Origin of the sequence: Citrobacter sp. Ce119 (genome assembly GCF_030334525.1) — a bacterium.
GTDB lineage: Bacteria > Pseudomonadota > Gammaproteobacteria > Enterobacterales > Enterobacteriaceae > Citrobacter > Citrobacter europaeus.
On sequence record NZ_JAOWDR010000059.1, the window covers coordinates 184,456 to 201,107 of the forward strand.

At 51.4% G+C, this 16,652-nt stretch carries 15 protein-coding genes; 10 read left to right on the forward strand and 5 right to left on the reverse strand.

The features are described from left to right. Nucleotides 1-116: 116 nt before the first annotated feature. Nucleotides 117-1,379 (forward strand): DUF1479 domain-containing protein, encoded by a 1,263-nt coding sequence (locus tag OGV80_RS17910; RefSeq protein ID WP_087052982.1) that lies wholly within the window; start codon nucleotides 117-119, stop codon nucleotides 1,377-1,379. An 83-nt stretch (nucleotides 1,380-1,462) separates the two neighbouring features. Here OGV80_RS17910 and OGV80_RS17915 read toward each other — a convergent pair whose 3' ends face one another. Further along, entirely contained in the window at nucleotides 1,463-3,055 is a 1,593-nt protein-coding gene (locus OGV80_RS17915; RefSeq protein ID WP_047412459.1) for an ABC-F family ATPase, read from the reverse strand. Between the two features lie 232 nt (nucleotides 3,056-3,287). On the opposite strand from OGV80_RS17915, the gene ldtB reads away from it, so the two are divergent. After that, nucleotides 3,288-4,208, forward strand: coding sequence for a L,D-transpeptidase (ldtB, locus tag OGV80_RS17920; protein ID WP_003035268.1), 921 nt, complete (start codon nucleotides 3,288-3,290; stop codon nucleotides 4,206-4,208). 64 nt (nucleotides 4,209-4,272) lie between these two features. Here ldtB and OGV80_RS17925 read toward each other — a convergent pair whose 3' ends face one another. Both OGV80_RS17925 and mntR read right to left on the reverse strand, forming a co-directional pair. Further along, on the reverse strand, nucleotides 4,273-5,382 hold the full coding sequence (locus tag OGV80_RS17925) for an anion transporter (protein WP_181633954.1): 1,110 nt from the start codon (nucleotides 5,380-5,382) through the stop codon (nucleotides 4,273-4,275). Continuing rightward, complete coding sequence (gene mntR, locus OGV80_RS17930; RefSeq protein ID WP_003035264.1) at nucleotides 5,379-5,852, reverse strand: manganese-binding transcriptional regulator MntR; 474 nt, start codon at nucleotides 5,850-5,852, stop codon at nucleotides 5,379-5,381. The genes OGV80_RS17925 and mntR overlap by 4 nt, the downstream gene beginning before the upstream one ends. Nucleotides 5,853-6,038: 186 nt before the next feature. On the opposite strand from mntR, the gene mntS reads away from it, so the two are divergent. Together mntS and OGV80_RS17940 are read left to right on the forward strand one after the other, a co-directional pair. Beyond that, nucleotides 6,039-6,167, forward strand: a complete 129-nt coding sequence (mntS, locus tag OGV80_RS17935) for a manganase accumulation protein MntS (protein ID WP_003831584.1) — start codon at nucleotides 6,039-6,041, stop codon at nucleotides 6,165-6,167. A gap of 276 nt (nucleotides 6,168-6,443) precedes the next feature. Then, nucleotides 6,444-8,030, forward strand: a complete 1,587-nt coding sequence (locus OGV80_RS17940; RefSeq protein ID WP_047412464.1) for a phosphoethanolamine transferase — start codon at nucleotides 6,444-6,446, stop codon at nucleotides 8,028-8,030. A gap of 63 nt (nucleotides 8,031-8,093) precedes the next feature. Here the strand turns inward: OGV80_RS17940 and ompX are convergent, their stop codons facing one another. Beyond that, on the reverse strand, nucleotides 8,094-8,609 hold the full coding sequence (ompX, locus tag OGV80_RS17945) for an outer membrane protein OmpX (RefSeq protein ID WP_003035257.1): 516 nt from the start codon (nucleotides 8,607-8,609) through the stop codon (nucleotides 8,094-8,096). A 410-nt stretch (nucleotides 8,610-9,019) separates the two neighbouring features. Here ompX and rhtA point away from each other — a divergent pair, with 410 nt between their 5' ends. From rhtA to ybiO, 6 genes are all read left to right on the forward strand, one after another. After that, entirely contained in the window at nucleotides 9,020-9,907 is an 888-nt protein-coding gene (gene rhtA / locus OGV80_RS17950; RefSeq protein WP_003035255.1) for a threonine/homoserine exporter RhtA, read from the forward strand. Between the two features lie 303 nt (nucleotides 9,908-10,210). Then, nucleotides 10,211-10,714, forward strand: coding sequence for a DNA starvation/stationary phase protection protein Dps (gene dps, locus OGV80_RS17955; RefSeq protein ID WP_043015696.1), 504 nt, complete (start codon nucleotides 10,211-10,213; stop codon nucleotides 10,712-10,714). 365 nt (nucleotides 10,715-11,079) lie between these two features. Next, entirely contained in the window at nucleotides 11,080-11,826 is a 747-nt protein-coding gene (gene glnH, locus OGV80_RS17960; RefSeq protein ID WP_016152370.1) for a glutamine ABC transporter substrate-binding protein GlnH, read from the forward strand. Nucleotides 11,827-11,965: 139 nt separating this feature from the next. Further along, nucleotides 11,966-12,625, forward strand: a complete 660-nt coding sequence (gene glnP, locus OGV80_RS17965; protein ID WP_043015695.1) for a glutamine ABC transporter permease GlnP — start codon at nucleotides 11,966-11,968, stop codon at nucleotides 12,623-12,625. Beyond that, entirely contained in the window at nucleotides 12,622-13,344 is a 723-nt protein-coding gene (gene glnQ, locus OGV80_RS17970; RefSeq protein WP_003035246.1) for a glutamine ABC transporter ATP-binding protein GlnQ, read from the forward strand. The genes glnP and glnQ overlap by 4 nt, the downstream gene beginning before the upstream one ends. Before the next feature lie 118 nt (nucleotides 13,345-13,462). Then, entirely contained in the window at nucleotides 13,463-15,700 is a 2,238-nt protein-coding gene (gene ybiO, locus OGV80_RS17975; RefSeq protein ID WP_286515440.1) for a mechanosensitive channel protein, read from the forward strand. Here the strand turns inward: ybiO and rlmF are convergent. Then, a complete protein-coding gene (gene rlmF, locus OGV80_RS17980; RefSeq protein ID WP_286515441.1) occupies nucleotides 15,697-16,623 on the reverse strand; it encodes a 23S rRNA (adenine(1618)-N(6))-methyltransferase RlmF in 927 nt (308 codons plus the stop codon). The genes ybiO and rlmF overlap by 4 nt on opposite strands. Between the last annotated feature and the right edge of the window lie 29 nt (nucleotides 16,624-16,652).

Here is a 16,652-nt window from a genome sequence, read left to right on the forward strand (position 1 = left end):
CTCTTTTTCCATTTTGCTCACTCCATCAAGTTTTAAACTTGCGATAACTAAATTTTAACTTATATTATCATCTGTAAGTTAAATGAGTTTCGAATGAAAGTTAATGTGAGGTGGATATGGCTTTTACTTTTACCAGCGACACGTTGCCCGCCGATCACAAAGCGACAATCCGGCAGATGAAACAGCAACTGCGTGAACAGCTTGGAGATGTTCAGTTGATTTTCAATCAGTTGAGCGATGCCATTGCCAATCGCGTGGCGGAAATCAACGCCCTCAAAGCGCAAGGCTCCCCGGTTTGGCCCGTGGTGTCTTATGCAGATATCAACGCGGGTCGCGTAAGTGCAGAGCAGCGTGAAGAAATTAAGCGTCGCGGATGCGCGGTGATTAAAGGCCATTTCCCTCGAGAACAGGCCCTCGATTGGGATCGGTCAATGCTGGACTATCTGGACCGCAACCATTTTGACGATGTCTATAAAGGACCGGGCGATAATTTCTTTGGTACCCTGAGCGCATCGCGGCCTGAAATCTACCCCATCTACTGGTCCCTGGCGCAGATGCAGGCCCGTCAGAGTGAAGAAATGGCCAATGCACAGTCTTTCCTTAATCGTCTTTGGACATTTTCAAGCGCAGGTAAGCAATGGTTTAACCCGGATGTCAGCGTTATCTACCCTGACCGGATACGCCGTCGCCCGCCGGGAACGACGTCCAAAGGGCTGGGTGCGCATACGGATTCCGGCGCGCTGGAGCGTTGGCTTCTTCCGGCGTATCAGCAGGTCTTTGCTAATGTTTTCAATGGTAAGCTGGAAGATTATGATCCATGGCAGGCGGCGCATCGCACCGAGGTAGAAGAGTACACGGTGGATAACACCACCAAATGTTCGGTCTTCCGTACCTTCCAGGGCTGGACTGCACTGTCCGATATGCTGCCGGGTCAGGGATTGCTGCACGTGGTCCCTATTCCTGAAGCGATGGCATATGTGCTGTTACGCCCATTGCTTGATGATGTGCCGGAAGATGAACTTTGCGGCGTCGCGCCCGGCAGAGTCCTGCCGATTTCCACACAATGGCATCCGCTGCTGATTGAGGCATTAACCAGCATTCCGCAACTGGACGCCGGAGACTCCGTCTGGTGGCATTGCGACGTGATTCACTCCGTCGCCCCGGTGGAAAATCAGCAGGGCTGGGGCAACGTGATGTACATTCCTGCCGCACCAATGTGCGAAAAGAATCTGGCTTATGCCCACAAAGTGAAAGCCGCACTGGAAAAAGGCGCGTCGCCGGGTGATTTCCCGCGTGAGGATTATGAAACTAACTGGGAAGGACGCTTCACGCTGGAGGATTTGAATATCCACGGTAAACGCGCGTTGGGGATTATTTAATCTGTAACTTATACCCTTTTCCCTAAGAATCTCGCGTTACAGGTGTAGCCAACACACCTGTAACGCGAAAGACGGCGGGAAAATTATTCGACGCCTTTACTACGCAGATAATCTTCGTAGTTACCGGTGAAGTCGATCACGCGTTCCGGCGTAATTTCAATCACGCGGGTGGCCAGCGAGCTGACAAACTCACGGTCGTGAGAAACGAAGATCAGCGTGCCCTGGTACATTTCCAGCGCCATATTCAGCGACTCGATAGATTCCATATCCAGGTGGTTGGTTGGTTCATCCATGACCAGGATATTCGGTTTCTGCATCATCAGTTTACCGAACAGCATGCGGCCTTTTTCACCACCGGAGAGCACTTTCGCAGGTTTCTTGATATCGTCCTGACTGAACAGCAGACGGCCAAGGAAGCTGCGCACAACCTGCTCATCATCGCCTTCTTGTTTCCACTGGCTCATCCATTCGAAAACGGTCAGATCGTTTTCGAACTCGTATTCATGATCCTGCGCGTAGTAACCGACCTGGGCGTTTTCAGACCACTTAACGGTACCGTTGTCCGGCTGCAAATCGCCAACTAACGTTTTCAGCATGGTGGATTTACCCACGCCGTTGGCGCCAATGATGGCAACCTTCTCCCCCACTTCCAGCAGCAGGTTGAAGTTTTTAAACAGCGGGCCTTCATCAAAACCTTTCGCCAGCGCTTCCACTTCCAGCGCGTTACGGAACAGTTTCTTATCCTGTTCGAAGCGAATGAACGGGTTCTGACGGCTGGACGCTTTCACTTCGTCGAGCTTAATCTTATCAATCTGACGCGCACGAGAAGTCGCCTGTCGAGATTTAGACGCGTTGGCGCTAAAGCGGCTGACGAAGGATTGCAGATCGGCAATCTGTGCTTTCTTCTTGGCGTTATCAGCCAGCAGACGTTCACGCGCCTGGGTTGCCGCCGTCATGTATTCGTCGTAGTTACCCGGATAAACGCGCAGTTCACCGTAGTCCAGATCCGCCATGTGCGTGCAGACCATGTTCAGGAAGTGACGGTCGTGCGAAATGATGATCATGGTGCTGTCACGCTCGTTCAGCGTCTGCTCCAGCCAGCGGATGGTGTCGATATCCAGGTTGTTCGTTGGTTCGTCGAGCAGCAGAATGTCCGGGTTAGAGAACAGCGCCTGCGCCAGAAGCACACGCAGCTTCCAGCCGGGCGCGACTTCGCTCATCGGGCCGTAATGCTGTTCTACCGGAATACCGACGCCCAGCAGCAGTTCACCCGCGCGCGCTTCCGCAGAGTAGCCGTCCATTTCGCCATACTGAACTTCAAGGTCAGCAACTTTGTAGCCATCTTCTTCGCTCATCTCAGCCAGGGCGTAAATGCGATCGCGCTCCTGCTTCACTTCCCACAGTTCGCCGTGACCCATGATCACGGTGTCAAGCACGGTGAACTCTTCAAAGGCGAACTGATCCTGACGCAGCTTACCGATGCGCTCGTTCGGATCGAGGGAAACGTTGCCCAGCGTCGGTTCGAGGTCGCCGCCGAGAATTTTCATAAAAGTAGATTTACCGCTACCGTTCGCGCCAATCAGGCCGTAACGGTTGCCGCCGCCAAATTTGACGGAAATATTTTCAAACAGCGGCTTACTGCCGAACTGCATGGTGACGTTGCTGGAAACTAACACTGGCGTATCCTGAAAGAGAAAGAAATATGTGACAAACCGCTTATTATGCCATAAGTCTGCAATAAGATCGCCCCCTGATGCTGAAGGGCTAAAATGAGAGTAAAAGGAAAAAAATGTGATTTAGTACACATCCGAATTCCTTGTTGCTCAGATTGCACATATAATGCGTGCCCAACACTACATAAATCTCAACCCACTAGCCTGCCTGGCACTGAATCTCGCATACATGAACATGAATATGAAATTAACAACGCTTTTCGCGGCGGCACTCGCAATAGTTGGTTTTTGTAACACAGCTTCTGCCGTCACGTACCCGCTGCCTACCGATGGCAGCCGTTTAATTGGGCAAAACCAGGTCATCACGATTCCTGAAGGCAACACCCAACCGCTGGAATATTTTGCGGCGGAGTATCAGATGGGTCTGTCTAACATGCTGGAAGCCAACCCGGGCGTGGATACCTTCCTGCCGAAAGGCGGCACGGTGCTGAACATTCCTCAGCAGTTGATCCTGCCGGATACCGTGCATGAAGGTATTGTTATCAACAGCGCTGAAATGCGCCTGTACTATTACCCGAAAGGCACCAACACCGTTATTGTTCTGCCGATTGGTATCGGCCAGTTGGGCAAAGACACGCCAATCAACTGGACTACTAAAGTAGAACGTAAAAAAGCGGGTCCAACCTGGACGCCAACGGCGAAAATGCATGCGGAATACCGCGCTGCGGGTGAACCGCTGCCAGCCGTTGTTCCGGCAGGTCCGGATAACCCGATGGGTCTGTACGCGCTGTATATTGGTCGTCTGTATGCCATCCACGGCACCAATGCTAACTTCGGCGTCGGCTTACGCGTCAGCCACGGTTGCGTGCGTCTGCGTAACGACGACATCAAATTCCTGTTTGAAAATGTACCAGTCGGCACCCGCGTACAGTTTATCGATGAGCCGGTAAAAGCCACTACCGAACCAGACGGCAGCCGTTACATCGAGGTACATAACCCACTGTCTACTACTGAAGCACAGTTTGAGGGCGGGGAAATCGTACCGATTACGCTGAACAAGAGCATTACCAGCATCACCGGTCAGTCTGACGTCGATCAGGCCGTCGTTGAGCAGGCGGTTCAGAACCGTTCAGGTATGCCGGTTCGTCTGAACTAAGCACATACCTGACACGAAAAAGGCGGATAATTCATCCGCCTTTTTTATTGCCTCAATGCCGCTATTACATTAGTAACAACAAACCATATCCCACCAGCGCCGCCCATATCAGCATCGGCACCGAATACCAATGAAAACGCCACCAGATCCGTCGGTCGTTTGCCATCCGTAAAGCAATAAGATTCGCCAGCGACCCCGGCAACAGCCCAAAGCCGCCCACATTGACCGCCCAGGCTAACAGCAGCGTTGGCGGGACGTAGTTCAGCAGCAAAATCGTACTGGGAACATTACTGATAAACTGCGACAGGCCAATGGCGGTCAACCAAAGCCCCGGCGCTGAGAGGGTGCCAATCTGATGGGTCATCCCCTGTAAGGCCGGGAGCTGCGTCAGCAAATGCACATCAATGAACATCGCCATAAACACCAACAGCAACGTCCAGTCCACGCTGAGGATCACGCGGCGAGCCAGCACCATGAAACCTGCCGCCACAACCGCCAGGCCCCACAGCCCATGTTTTAACTCCAGTGCCGTCAGGAAGATGATATACAACGCAAGACAGCCCCACACCAGGCGCGGTTGCCAGTCAGGCGCGCACGTACCGGTATGATAGTGCAAGGCTTTGTGTGGGAAACTGAACCAGCACAGCACCACCAGCGTCAGCATCATGGCCCCCGCAAGCGGTGCCATTTGCCAGATAAACGCGCTAAACGATAAGCCTGAGCGTCCCCACATCAGAATGTTTTGTGGATTGCCTATTGGCGTGAGTAACGATCCGGCGTTTACCGCCAGCGCCTCAAAGATAATCAGGCGATTCACCGGAATGGCGCACAATTTTTTCAGGGTGATGGTCAGCGGAACCACAATAAACAGCGCAACATCGTTGGTCAGAAACGTCGACAGCAGCGCCGCCGCCAGCACCATAAATATCGCCAATTGGCGTTCAGTATTGAAGCGGCGGGTCATCTTGCGCCCTAACACATCGAAGTAACCGCTTAGCTCCACCCCTTTGGTCAGTAACATCAGCCCGCTAAGCGTGATAATCGTGTGCCAGTCAATCGCCCCAGGCCACGACCGGGGCGCAAATGGCGTAAACAGGCTTAGTACAATCCCGACGATGATTAACAACTGAAAAAAACGATCGCGCTGTAGGGCGCGTAATAAAGGAAAACTCATTCAGAGCCTGTTCCTTGCTGTTGCGTAAACCGGCTAAAAGCTTCCAGCGTTTCCTTACTGACGTGGTGCTCCATTCCCTCAGCGTCGCGACGGGCAATTTCCGGGCTGATACCTAACATCAACAGGAAATTCTCTACAATCTGATGACGCTCCCGACTCTCCTGAGCCAGTCGCTCACCTTCTGCGGTTAAAAACACGCCTCGCCAGGGGATCATTTCAATCAATCCGACTGAAGCAAGACGCTTAAGCATTTTAGCAACCGTCGGCTGGGAAACCCCAAGCCGCGCGGCCATATCTACCTGGCGCGCTTCACCAACCTCAATAATGAGATCGGAAATCAGCTCTACGTAGTCATCAATCAGCTCACGGCGATGTGCCTCCCGGACCTGACGAAATCCTTCAACGTGTTCTTCGACATTCACCAATTGCGTCACTTTTTTTGTTGTTGGCGTACCTGCGCGACGACTCATTATGCTTCCTCGTTCCTGTGACGCGTTAACGGCATCTGATTAGAGAGCGCTCATTGTAAACCAGAGTTGCGTGGGCACAAAAAATTAACGTTTTAGCAATAGCTATATAATATAGCCTGTGCTATATCTGTATATAATAAAGACATCCCTCAAGGACTGATGGGATCGTGAAGTCAGGAGGTTTATATGAATGAATTTAAGAGGTGTATACGCGTGTTTAGCCACTCTCCCTTTAAAGTACGGTTAATGCTTATCTCTATGCTGTGCGACATGATTAACAGCAAACCAGAGCAGGATAAACCTTCAGAAAAATAATGCGGCGTCGCGGTACGCCGCTTCTTTTTCCTGCCGTAACTCGGATACGGCGATCGTTTTCCTGCTAATAACCCTTCTTTTTGTCAGTTTTGCCACGTCCCTCGCAAAACAATTTCTTTGTAGTAGTTGACCTTCTCCTGCGCACACTCTATCTTTTCGCAGCCCTGCGTATATTGCGGCTCGCGGATGCGGACCCTATCCCTCTTCTCGCTCTCTCAGGCAGGCAATGACCCTTAGCGCCAGGGTAAGCACATGGCGTTTTTGTAACAGTGGCATATGAATTTAACCCTCAAAGATTCAATCATTGCTCGTAGCCGGGCAATTAGTCCGTGGACTGGCCTCTATTTCTTACAGTCTCTGCTGATCAACCTTGCGCTGGGCTATCCGCTTAGCCTGCTCTATAGCGTTGCTTTCACCTGTATATTGATGCTGCTGTGGCGTAGCGCGCCGCGCGTGCAGAAAGCACTGATTGGCATTTGCTCACTCATTGCGGCAATGTACTTTCCGTTCGGCCAGGCTTATGGTGCGCCGAACTTCAATACTTTGCTGGCGCTGCACTCAACCAATATGGAAGAGTCTACTGAAATCCTGACCATCTTCCCCTGGTACAGTTATCTGGTTGGGGTATTTATTTTCGCCCTCGGCGTTATCGCCGTACGCCGTAAAAAAGATGTACAGCAGCGTGGCTGGAACAAGTTCGACAGCGTTTGTTTGCTGTTCAGCGTTGTCGCATTCTTTGTTACCCCGATGCAAAACCTGGCCTGGGGCGGCGTGTTCAAGCTGAAAGATACTGGCTATCCGGTTTTCCGCTTTGCCAAGGACGTTATCGTCAATAACAACGAAGTGCTCGATGAACAAGAGCGTATGGCGAAACTGTCGAGCGTAAAAGACAGCTGGACGGTAACCGCCGTCAAGCCGAAGTATCACACCTACGTCGTGGTGATCGGCGAAAGCGCCCGCCGCGATGCGTTAGGCGCGTTTGGCGGCCACTGGGATAACACCCCGTTTGCCAGCTCCGTTAACGGCTACATCTTCGCGGATTACATTGCGGCAAGCGGTTCGACGCAAAAATCACTCGGCCTGACGCTGAATCGGGTGGTCGACAATAAGCCCCAGTTCCAGGATAACTTTGTCACCCTGGCCAACCGAGCGGGATTCCAGACGTGGTGGTTTTCCAATCAGGGACAGATTGGTGAATACGATACGGCCATCGCCAGCATCGCGAAACGCGCTGATGAAGTTCAGTTTCTCAAAAGCGGTGATTTCGAAGCGGATAAAAACACCCGTGACGAAGCGCTGTTGAAGATGACCGCCCAGGTGCTGGCAACCGAGCGAACCCAGCCACAGCTCATCGTGCTGCATTTAATGGGCTCACATCCACAGGCCTGCGACCGTACGCAGGGTAAATACGAGACCTTCGTCCAGTCAAAAGAGACATCCTGCTACCTGTACACTATGACGCAGACGGATGACCTGCTGCGTCAGCTATACGATCAGCTACGTAACAGCGGTACCAGCTTCTCGATGGTCTATTTTTCCGATCATGGCCTCGCGTTTAAAGAGCGAGGAAAAGAGGTGCAGTACCTGGCGCATGACGATCAGTTCCAGCAGAATTTCCAGGTGCCTTTCATGGTGCTGTCGAGCGATGATAAAGCGCATCGGGTGATTAAAGCCCGTCGCTCTGCGAATGATTTCCTCAGTTTTTTCTCACAGTGGACAGGGATAAGCGCAAAGGAAATTACCAACAGCTACCGCTTTATTTCAGAGAAAAAGGCCGGCCCGGTGTACATCACCAACTTCAAACTGCAGAAGGTGGATTACAACCATCTTGGTACCGATATCTTTGAGACCAAATCTCGTTAATCTCTAAATTACACGCAAAAAAAATCCGCCCTAAAAGGCGGATTTTTCATATCACCGGAGTGATTAGAAGCGGTAACCCACGCCAGCGATCCAGGTGCCAACGTCAACGCTACGAATACGGCTCTGCTCGTAGGAGAAGTCCAGAGCAACGTTTTCGATCGGGTTGAACTGCAGACCAGCACCGTAAGAGAAACCGTAGTCGCTGGTGGTGTGGTTGTCAGCCGGGGATGCTGCGTTCTGGAATTTACCGTAACCAACACCCACTACACCGTAGATGCTTGCCCAGTCGTTCAGACGGTAAGCCGGACCAGCAGTGATGCCGTAGTACTGGGTTTTGTTGTAGTCGCCAGAAGCATCGGTACGATCTTTTTCAGTGTAAGTGAAGGAACCGATAACACCCAGCGGGTTGTTGTCCTGCTCGTAGCGATACTTCAGGTTGAAACCGTTCATTTTGTTCGCTGCGCCCTGAGCATCGCTCTGAGCGTAACCACCGGTAACGGTAGAAGTAGCAGCTACTGCAGTACCTGCGGAGAAAGCCAGAACAGCGGCCAGTGCTGAAAGACATGCAATTTTTTTCATAACCACCTCAAATGTGCTTCAAGTAAATCTTAAGTTTTAAATATACCAAAAATTGATGGGAAACTCTTTGCGATTCGCGATGTCTAACGGGGTCTTTCATGTAACAGAACATTTCAGAAACCCGCTATCTCTTTCAATTAACATCACTTTTCTAACGTAAAATGCCATTATTGCGCGCACAATATGGCACATTCATCCAGATTAATCCTAATCACACAGATTATTAATCCATCATTTTCATGCCATTGTACGGAACTGAGCACTTTTTTTTTCAACGAATAGTCAACCAGCGATGCGTATTTCCATTACACTCGCTGTTTTACTTTTCTATACATAAAGTCATCCGTGTCGTAGCAAAACTGCAACGTCGCGCAGATGAAGGCGTGTAATCATCATTGACAGGAGAAAGGATGCCGGGGTCGTCACGTAAAGCGCCAGTCTGGTTGCCTATTTTGGTTTTGCTCATTGCTATGTCATCCATTCAAAGCGGAGCATCTCTGGCGAAATCGCTGTTCCCGCTCGTTGGCGCGCCGGGCGTTACCGCGTTGCGCCTTGCGTTGGGCACCCTCATCCTTATCGCCTTCTTTAAACCCTGGCGTTTGCGATTCGCCAAAGAACAGCGCCTGCCCCTGCTGTTTTATGGCCTGTCTCTGGGCGGGATGAACTATCTCTTCTACCTGTCAATCCAGACCGTGCCATTGGGAATTGCCGTGGCGCTGGAGTTTACCGGTCCGCTCGCGGTAGCGCTGTTTTCATCCCGGCGTCCGGTGGATTTCATCTGGGTTGCACTGGCTGTTCTCGGGCTGTGGTTCCTGCTGCCGTTAGGTCAGGACGTTTCTCACGTGGATTTAACCGGCGCCGCGCTGGCGCTGGGGGCTGGCGCCTGTTGGGCAATCTATATTCTTACCGGGCAGCGTGCAGGCGCGGAACATGGTCCGGCGACCGTTGCGGTTGGGTCATTAATTGCGGCGCTGGTTTTTGTCCCCATCGGCGCGATCCAGGCTGGAGATGCCCTGTGGCACTGGTCCATTCTGCCGTTAGGCCTCGCCATTGCGGTCCTCTCCACTGCGCTTCCCTACTCGCTGGAGATGATTGCATTGACGCGGCTGCCAACCCGTACTTTTGGGACGCTGATGAGCATGGAGCCCGCACTGGCAGCGGTTTCCGGAATGATCTTCCTCGGTGAAACGCTGACGCTTATCCAGACGCTCGCTTTGGGCGCCATTATCGTCGCATCAATGGGGTCTACGCTCACTATTCGCAAAGAACCGCAAATTAAGCAAGTTGACGTGAATTAACCACTTAATATTCTGCATGGTTTGCATAATCATGCAGAATATCCAATTGTAAATCTGCGTGATAATTATTCTAATAAATATATTTTTCTCATCCGCATATTTCTTTTACTTTTTACATTAACATAAAAATAACATCGCCCCGGCAACAACCATCATATCACCATGATTTCATTAATTATTTTATACCAACATCTCTCTTCGCTATTAAAGTGATAGGCAAGATCGGAAAAACAAATCCAAATTTAGCGCTATACTTAATCCCGTTGAAGAGCTGGGACATAAATATCAAGAGGATATGAAAATATGAGTACCGCAAAATTGGTAAAAACAAAAGCATCTGCCCTCCTATATACCCGCAACGATGTGACAGATAGCGAAAAGAAAGCGACCGTAGAGCTGCTGAATCAGCAAGTGATCCAGTTCATCGACCTGTCGTTGATCACCAAACAGGCTCACTGGAACATGCGCGGCACCAACTTTATTGCCGTACATGAAATGCTGGATGGCTTCCGCACAGCCCTGACCGATCACCTCGACACCATGGCTGAGCGCGCCGTACAGTTGGGCGGAGTCGCACTGGGTACAACCCAGGTGATTAACAGCAAAACGCCTCTGAAAAGCTACCCGCTGGATATCCATAGCGTGCAGGACCACTTAAAAGAGCTGGCCGATCGTTATGCCGTCGTCGCGAATAGCGTACGTAAAGCCATTAGCGAAGCTAAAGACGAAGATACTGCAGATATCTTCACCGCCGCGTCACGCGATCTCGACAAATTCCTGTGGTTTATCGAAGCCAATATTGAATAACAGCAGACATAAGAATTACCTATATAACCCTCGCCCTGGCGGGGGTTTTGCACTTCTATGGTGCATAACATTGATCATTCGTCACCCCAAAGTAAATTAATTGTAATAATCACCTCACACAATCGTTAACGAAAGATTGTTTTATCAACAATTTTTACGCTAAATAGTCATACCGTTTGCACCGTGTCAGGCGCGCACCAAATGAGTGCCCCAAAATAGTGCAGATCGCCCGCTTTGCCCTACTTATTGTGCAGAGAAACAAGACACCTTCTTGTTAAAACAATGAGTTGCAAAATTGGCACGATTTTTTCATTAAGCCATATGTTCTCGCAGGGGATCGCCCCGTGGATATAAAAGGAAATCCTATGAAGTCTGTATTAAAAGTTTCACTGGCTGCACTTACCCTGGCTTTTGCGGTGTCCTCCCATGCCGCAGATAAGAAACTGGTTGTCGCAACCGACACCGCGTTTGTACCGTTCGAATTCAAACAGGGTGACAAATACGTTGGTTTTGATGTGGATCTGTGGGCTGCCGTGGCCAAAGAACTGAAGCTGGATTATGAACTGAAACCAATGGATTTCAGCGGCATCATCCCGGCTCTGCAAACCAAAAATATCGACCTGGCACTGGCGGGTATCACCATCACTGATGAGCGTAAAAAAGCGATCGACTTCTCTGACGGCTACTACAAAAGCGGTCTGTTAGTGATGGTCAAAGCGAATAATAACGACGTGAAAAGCGTGAAAGATCTGGATGGTAAAGTCGTCGCTGTGAAGAGCGGCACCGGTTCCGTTGATTACGCAAAAGCTAACATCAAAACCAAAGACCTGCGTCAGTTCCCGAATATCGATAACGCGTATATGGAACTGGGCACCAACCGCGCAGACGCCGTGCTGCACGACACTCCAAACATTCTTTACTTCATCAAAACTGCGGGTAACGGCCAGTTCAAAGCCGTAGGTGAATCCCTGGAAGCCCAGCAGTACGGTATCGCCTTCCCGAAAGGCAGCGATGAACTGCGCGAGAAAGTGAACGGCGCGCTGAAAACGCTGAAAGAGAACGGCACGTATAACGAAATCTACAAAAAATGGTTCGGTACTGAACCTAAATAATAACCGACAGCGTTGCCCGGTAGCGCGATGCTTACCGGGCTTACGCCGGGATTTTTGAGACCTGTAGGCCGAATAACCACACAGTGAATCCGGTAAAACAGGCATTTGAATATTTACACCACGGTAACAGGAACGACATATGCAGTTTGACTGGAGTGCCATCTGGCCCGCCATCCCGCTTTTGATTGAAGGCGCCAAAATGACCCTGTGGATTTCGGTCCTCGGTCTGGCTGGCGGTCTGGTAATCGGGCTTGCAGCGGGGTTTGCACGTACTTTCGGCGGTTGGATAGCCAACCACGTAGCGCTGGTGTTTATCGAAGTCATTCGCGGTACGCCAATCGTTGTGCAGGTGATGTTTATTTACTTCGCCCTGCCAATGGCATTTAACGATTTACGCATTGATCCCTTTAGCGCCGCCGTTGTCACCATCATGATCAACTCCGGGGCCTATATTGCGGAAATCACCCGCGGTGCGGTGCTCTCAATCCATAAAGGATTCAGCGAAGCCGGACTGGCGCTTGGACTTTCACGCACAGAGACTATCCGCCACGTAATTTTGCCTCTCGCACTGCGTCGTATGCTGCCGCCGCTGGGTAACCAGTGGATAATCAGCATAAAAGATACCTCGCTGTTTATTGTCATTGGCGTCGCTGAACTGACCCGTCAGGGCCAGGAAATCATTGCCGGTAACTTCCGCGCACTGGAAATCTGGAGCGCCGTTGCGGTGTTCTATCTGATCATTACGCTGGTGCTGAGCTTCATTCTGCGTCGTCTGGAAAGAAGGATGAAAATCCTGTGATTGAATTTAAAAACGTTTCTAAGCACTTTGGTCCAACTCAGGTGCTGCACAATATTGACCTGAACATTCAGCAGGGCGAAGTGGTGGTGATTATCGGTCCGTCCGGGTCCGGTAAATCTACCCTGCTGCGCTGTATTAACAAACTGGAAGAAATCACCTCCGGCGATTTGATCGTCGATGGTCTGAAAGTAAACGATCCGAAGGTAGACGAGCGGTTAATCCGCCAGGAAGCTGGGATGGTGTTTCAGCAGTTCTATCTGTTCCCGCATCTGACGGCGCTGGAAAACGTCATGTTCGGACCGCAGCGCGTACGCGGGGCGAATAAAGAGCAGGCTGAGAAACTGGCTAAAGAGCTGCTGGCGAAAGTGGGTCTGGCTGAGCGTGCGCATCACTACCCTTCTGAACTGTCCGGTGGTCAACAACAGCGTGTGGCTATCGCCCGTGCGTTGGCGGTGAAGCCGAAAATGATGCTGTTTGATGAGCCAACCTCAGCGCTGGACCCGGAACTGCGTCATGAAGTTCTGAAAGTTATGCAGGATCTGGCGGAAGAAGGGATGACCATGGTGATTGTAACCCACGAAATCGGCTTTGCCGAAAAAGTGGCTTCACGCCTGATTTTCATTGATAAGGGACGTATTGCCGAAGACGGTAATCCGCAGGCCCTGATTGAAAATCCGCCCAGCCAACGCTTACAGGAATTTTTGCAGCACGTTTCCTGATAGTTCAGCCTCCCTTCGCCCGAAGGGAGGTTTTTCACCAGAATCCTCTCATTTCATTTCTCCCCCGCCCTGACATCTATACTTATCCTTTTGAATTTATTTTCTCATGGGAGGAGTCATGCGCTGGATCCTGTTCATCTTTGTTTGTCTGCTTAGTATTCCGGCTCAGGCGGTGACGATACCTGGCGTCACCTCGCCAACGTCAACCAACGCACAAGCCGCGCCAACGAAAGAGCCGGATGTTGAACAGAAGAAAGCGGCCTACGGCGCACTGGCGGATGTGCTGGAAAATGACGCCTCACGTCAGGAACTGATCGATCAGTTACGCAAAGTGGCGACAGCGCCCCCTGCCGAGCCTGTGCCAACCATTGTTCCACCCACATTAACAGAAGAAAAAACGGTGCTGGAAAACGTCACGGATGTCACACGGCACTACGGTGAGGCGCTCTCCAGCCGCTTTGCCCAACTTTACCGTAATATTACCGACGCACCGCATAAGAGTTTTAACCCACAAACTTTCACCAATGCCCTGACCCATTTTTTAATGCTGGCGGCGTCAGTGTTCGGTTTTTTCTGGTTGATTCGCCTGTGCGCGCTTCCGCTGTATCGCAAAATGGGGCAATGGGCACGACGGAAAAACCGTGAACGCAGCAACTGGCTCCAGCTTCCGGCGATGATAATCGGCGCATTCATTATCGATTTGCTTCTGCTGGCGCTGACATTGTTTGTCGGGCAAATACTGAGCGACCGAATGAACACCGGCAGTCGCACGATCGCCTTTCAGCAAAGCCTGTTTCTCAATGCCTTTGCCCTGATTGAATTCTTCAAAGCCATTCTACGTCTGATATTTTGCCCAACGGTGGCTGAACTGCGCCCGTTTAACATTCAGGATGCTGGTGCTCGCTACTGGAATCGCCGTTTGAGTTCGTTGAGCAGTCTGATTGGTTACGGACTGATCGTTGCCGTTCCCATTATCTCCAATCAGGTCAACGTGCAGGTCGGCGCGATGGCAAACGTCATCATCATGCTGTGTATTACGCTATGGGCGCTGTACCTGATTTTCAGAAACAAGAAAGAGATAACACAGCATTTACAGAATCTGGCGGAAAGATCGTTAGCTTTCTTCAGCCTGTTTATCCGCGCTTTTGCGCTGGTGTGGCATTGGCTGGCCAGCGCCTACTTCATTGTGCTGTTTTTCTTCTCGCTATTTGATCCTGGCAACAGCCTGAAATTCATGATGGGCGCTACGCTGCGCAGCCTCGTGATTATCGGGATTGCTGCCTTTGTGTCCGGCATGTTTTCCCGCTGGATAGCCAAGACTATTACCCTTTCGCCACACACCCAGCGCAGCTATCCGGAATTACAAAAACGACTGAATGGCTGGCTGTCGACGGCGTTAAGCGTGGCCAGGATCCTGACGGTGTGCGTTGCGGTGATGCTGCTATTGAATGCCTGGGGACTGTTCGACTTCTGGAACTGGCTGCATTACGGCGCAGGAGAAAAAACGGTGGATATTCTGATCCGTATCGCGCTGATTTTATTCTTCTCCGCCATCGGCTGGACGATCCTTGCCAGCCTGATTGAAAATCGTCTGGCTTCCGATATTCATGGCCGCCCGCTACCCAGCGCCAGAACCCGCACTTTGCTGACGCTGTTTCGCAATGCGCTGGCGGTAATAATCAGCACGATCACCATCATGATTGTGCTGTCCGAAATTGGCGTCAATATCGCCCCCTTACTGGCCGGGGCCGGGGCGTTGGGGCTGGCTATCTCTTTCGGCTCGCAAACGCTGGTAAAAGATATTATTACTGGGATCTTTATTCAGTTCGAAAATGGTATGAACACCGGCGACCTGGTGACCATCGGCCCACTCACCGGTACGGTTGAACGAATGTCCATCCGCTCTGTGGGCGTGCGTCAGGACACCGGGGCGTACCATATCATTCCCTGGTCATCGATAACGACCTTCGCCAACTTTGTGCGTGGAATTGGATCGGTCGTCGCCAATTACGACGTAGACCGTCATGAGGATGCGGATAAAGCGAATCAGGCGTTGAAAGACGCGGTTGCTGCGGTGATGGAAAAAGAAGATATCCGCGGGCTTATTATCGGCGAACCGTCGTTTGCCGGGATCGTGGGATTAACCAATACGGCTTTCACGCTCAGGGTCTCGTTTACTACTTTACCGCTGAAGCAGTGGACGGTACGTTTTGCCCTTGACAGCCAGGTGAAGAAATACTTCGATTTGGCCAACATACGCGCCCCGGTACAAACGTATCAGGTCTTGCCTGCACCGGTGAATGGCCCTGTATCGACGGCAAGCGAACCGCTGCCGCCAACCGAGCCCACGCTTTAGCGTTTACGCGCCATAAAACGTCGGCGCTGATCGTTATCCATAAAGGTCCAGGCAATAAAGCGGCTCTGCTTTTGCCCCTGGGCCATCTCTTTCTTGACGACTTTCACCGCGCCCGCATCCGTTAATGCATGGTACAACGGCGGCAAATTCTCACCGCGCGAAACCAGCGTGGTGAACCACATCACCTGACGTCCAAAGGCCTGGCTTTCGGCGATCATTTTTTTGATGAACGCCACTTCGCCGCCTTCACACCACAGCTCCTGCTGCTGTCCACCAAAGTTCAGCGCATCATCTTTATCCTGGCCCAGGTTACGGCGCTTGCGCTCGCTTCCGGCGCGGGCTGAGGCCGCAGAATCATGGAATGGCGGGTTACACAATGTGGCTTCATACTGCTCATTTTTGTGAATGATACCGTTGAAGATTGCCGTAACATCTTTCTGGTGACGCAGGCGAATAGCACGGGTTAACCCCGGATTGGCATTTACGATCGCCTGAGCGCTGTTAAACGCTTCGTTGCTGGTCTCACTCCCGGTGAATCGCCAGCCGTATTCATGCACGCCGATCAGCGGATAAATACAGTTGGCCCCTACTCCCACGTCCAGTACGCTCGCATTTGCCGGAATGGTTCCATTGGTTTCACCTAACAGATCGGCCAAATGGTGGATATAGTCTGCACGACCAGGAACCGGCGGGCACAGAAAACCGTCTGGAATATCCCAGTGTTTCACCGCATAAAAATGCGCCAGCAGTGCTTTATTGAGCGCCTTCACTGCCTGCGGATTCGCGAAATCAACACTCTGCTCGCCGCCGGGCGTGAGGGTGAGAAATTGCGTCAGCTCGGGCGTAACCTGGCATAAAGTCGCAAGATCATAACGGCCGTTGTGGCGGTTGCGTGGGTGTAATCCCGGTTTCTGGGCGGACATAGCATTCTCCTTTTAACAGCGGCGTAAGA

Bases quoted from the DNA above. Each gene is read 5' to 3' on its own strand.
- OGV80_RS17910 (WP_087052982.1), top strand. From the start codon at position 117: ATGGCTTTTACTTTTACCAGCGACACGTTGCCCGCCGATCACAAAGCG.
- ldtB (WP_003035268.1), top strand. From the start codon at position 3,288: ATGAATATGAAATTAACAACGCTTTTCGCGGCGGCACTCGCAATAGTT.
- OGV80_RS17925 (WP_181633954.1), bottom strand. From the start codon at position 5,382: ATGAGTTTTCCTTTATTACGCGCCCTACAGCGCGATCGTTTTTTTCAG.
- mntR (WP_003035264.1), bottom strand. From the start codon at position 5,852: ATGAGTCGTCGCGCAGGTACGCCAACAACAAAAAAAGTGACGCAATTG.
- mntS (WP_003831584.1), top strand. From the start codon at position 6,039: ATGAATGAATTTAAGAGGTGTATACGCGTGTTTAGCCACTCTCCCTTT.
- OGV80_RS17940 (WP_047412464.1), top strand. From the start codon at position 6,444: ATGAATTTAACCCTCAAAGATTCAATCATTGCTCGTAGCCGGGCAATT.
- ompX (WP_003035257.1), bottom strand. From the start codon at position 8,609: ATGAAAAAAATTGCATGTCTTTCAGCACTGGCCGCTGTTCTGGCTTTC.
- rhtA (WP_003035255.1), top strand. From the start codon at position 9,020: ATGCCGGGGTCGTCACGTAAAGCGCCAGTCTGGTTGCCTATTTTGGTT.
- dps (WP_043015696.1), top strand. From the start codon at position 10,211: ATGAGTACCGCAAAATTGGTAAAAACAAAAGCATCTGCCCTCCTATAT.
- glnH (WP_016152370.1), top strand. From the start codon at position 11,080: ATGAAGTCTGTATTAAAAGTTTCACTGGCTGCACTTACCCTGGCTTTT.
- glnP (WP_043015695.1), top strand. From the start codon at position 11,966: ATGCAGTTTGACTGGAGTGCCATCTGGCCCGCCATCCCGCTTTTGATT.
- ybiO (WP_286515440.1), top strand. From the start codon at position 13,463: ATGCGCTGGATCCTGTTCATCTTTGTTTGTCTGCTTAGTATTCCGGCT.
- rlmF (WP_286515441.1), bottom strand. From the start codon at position 16,623: ATGTCCGCCCAGAAACCGGGATTACACCCACGCAACCGCCACAACGGC.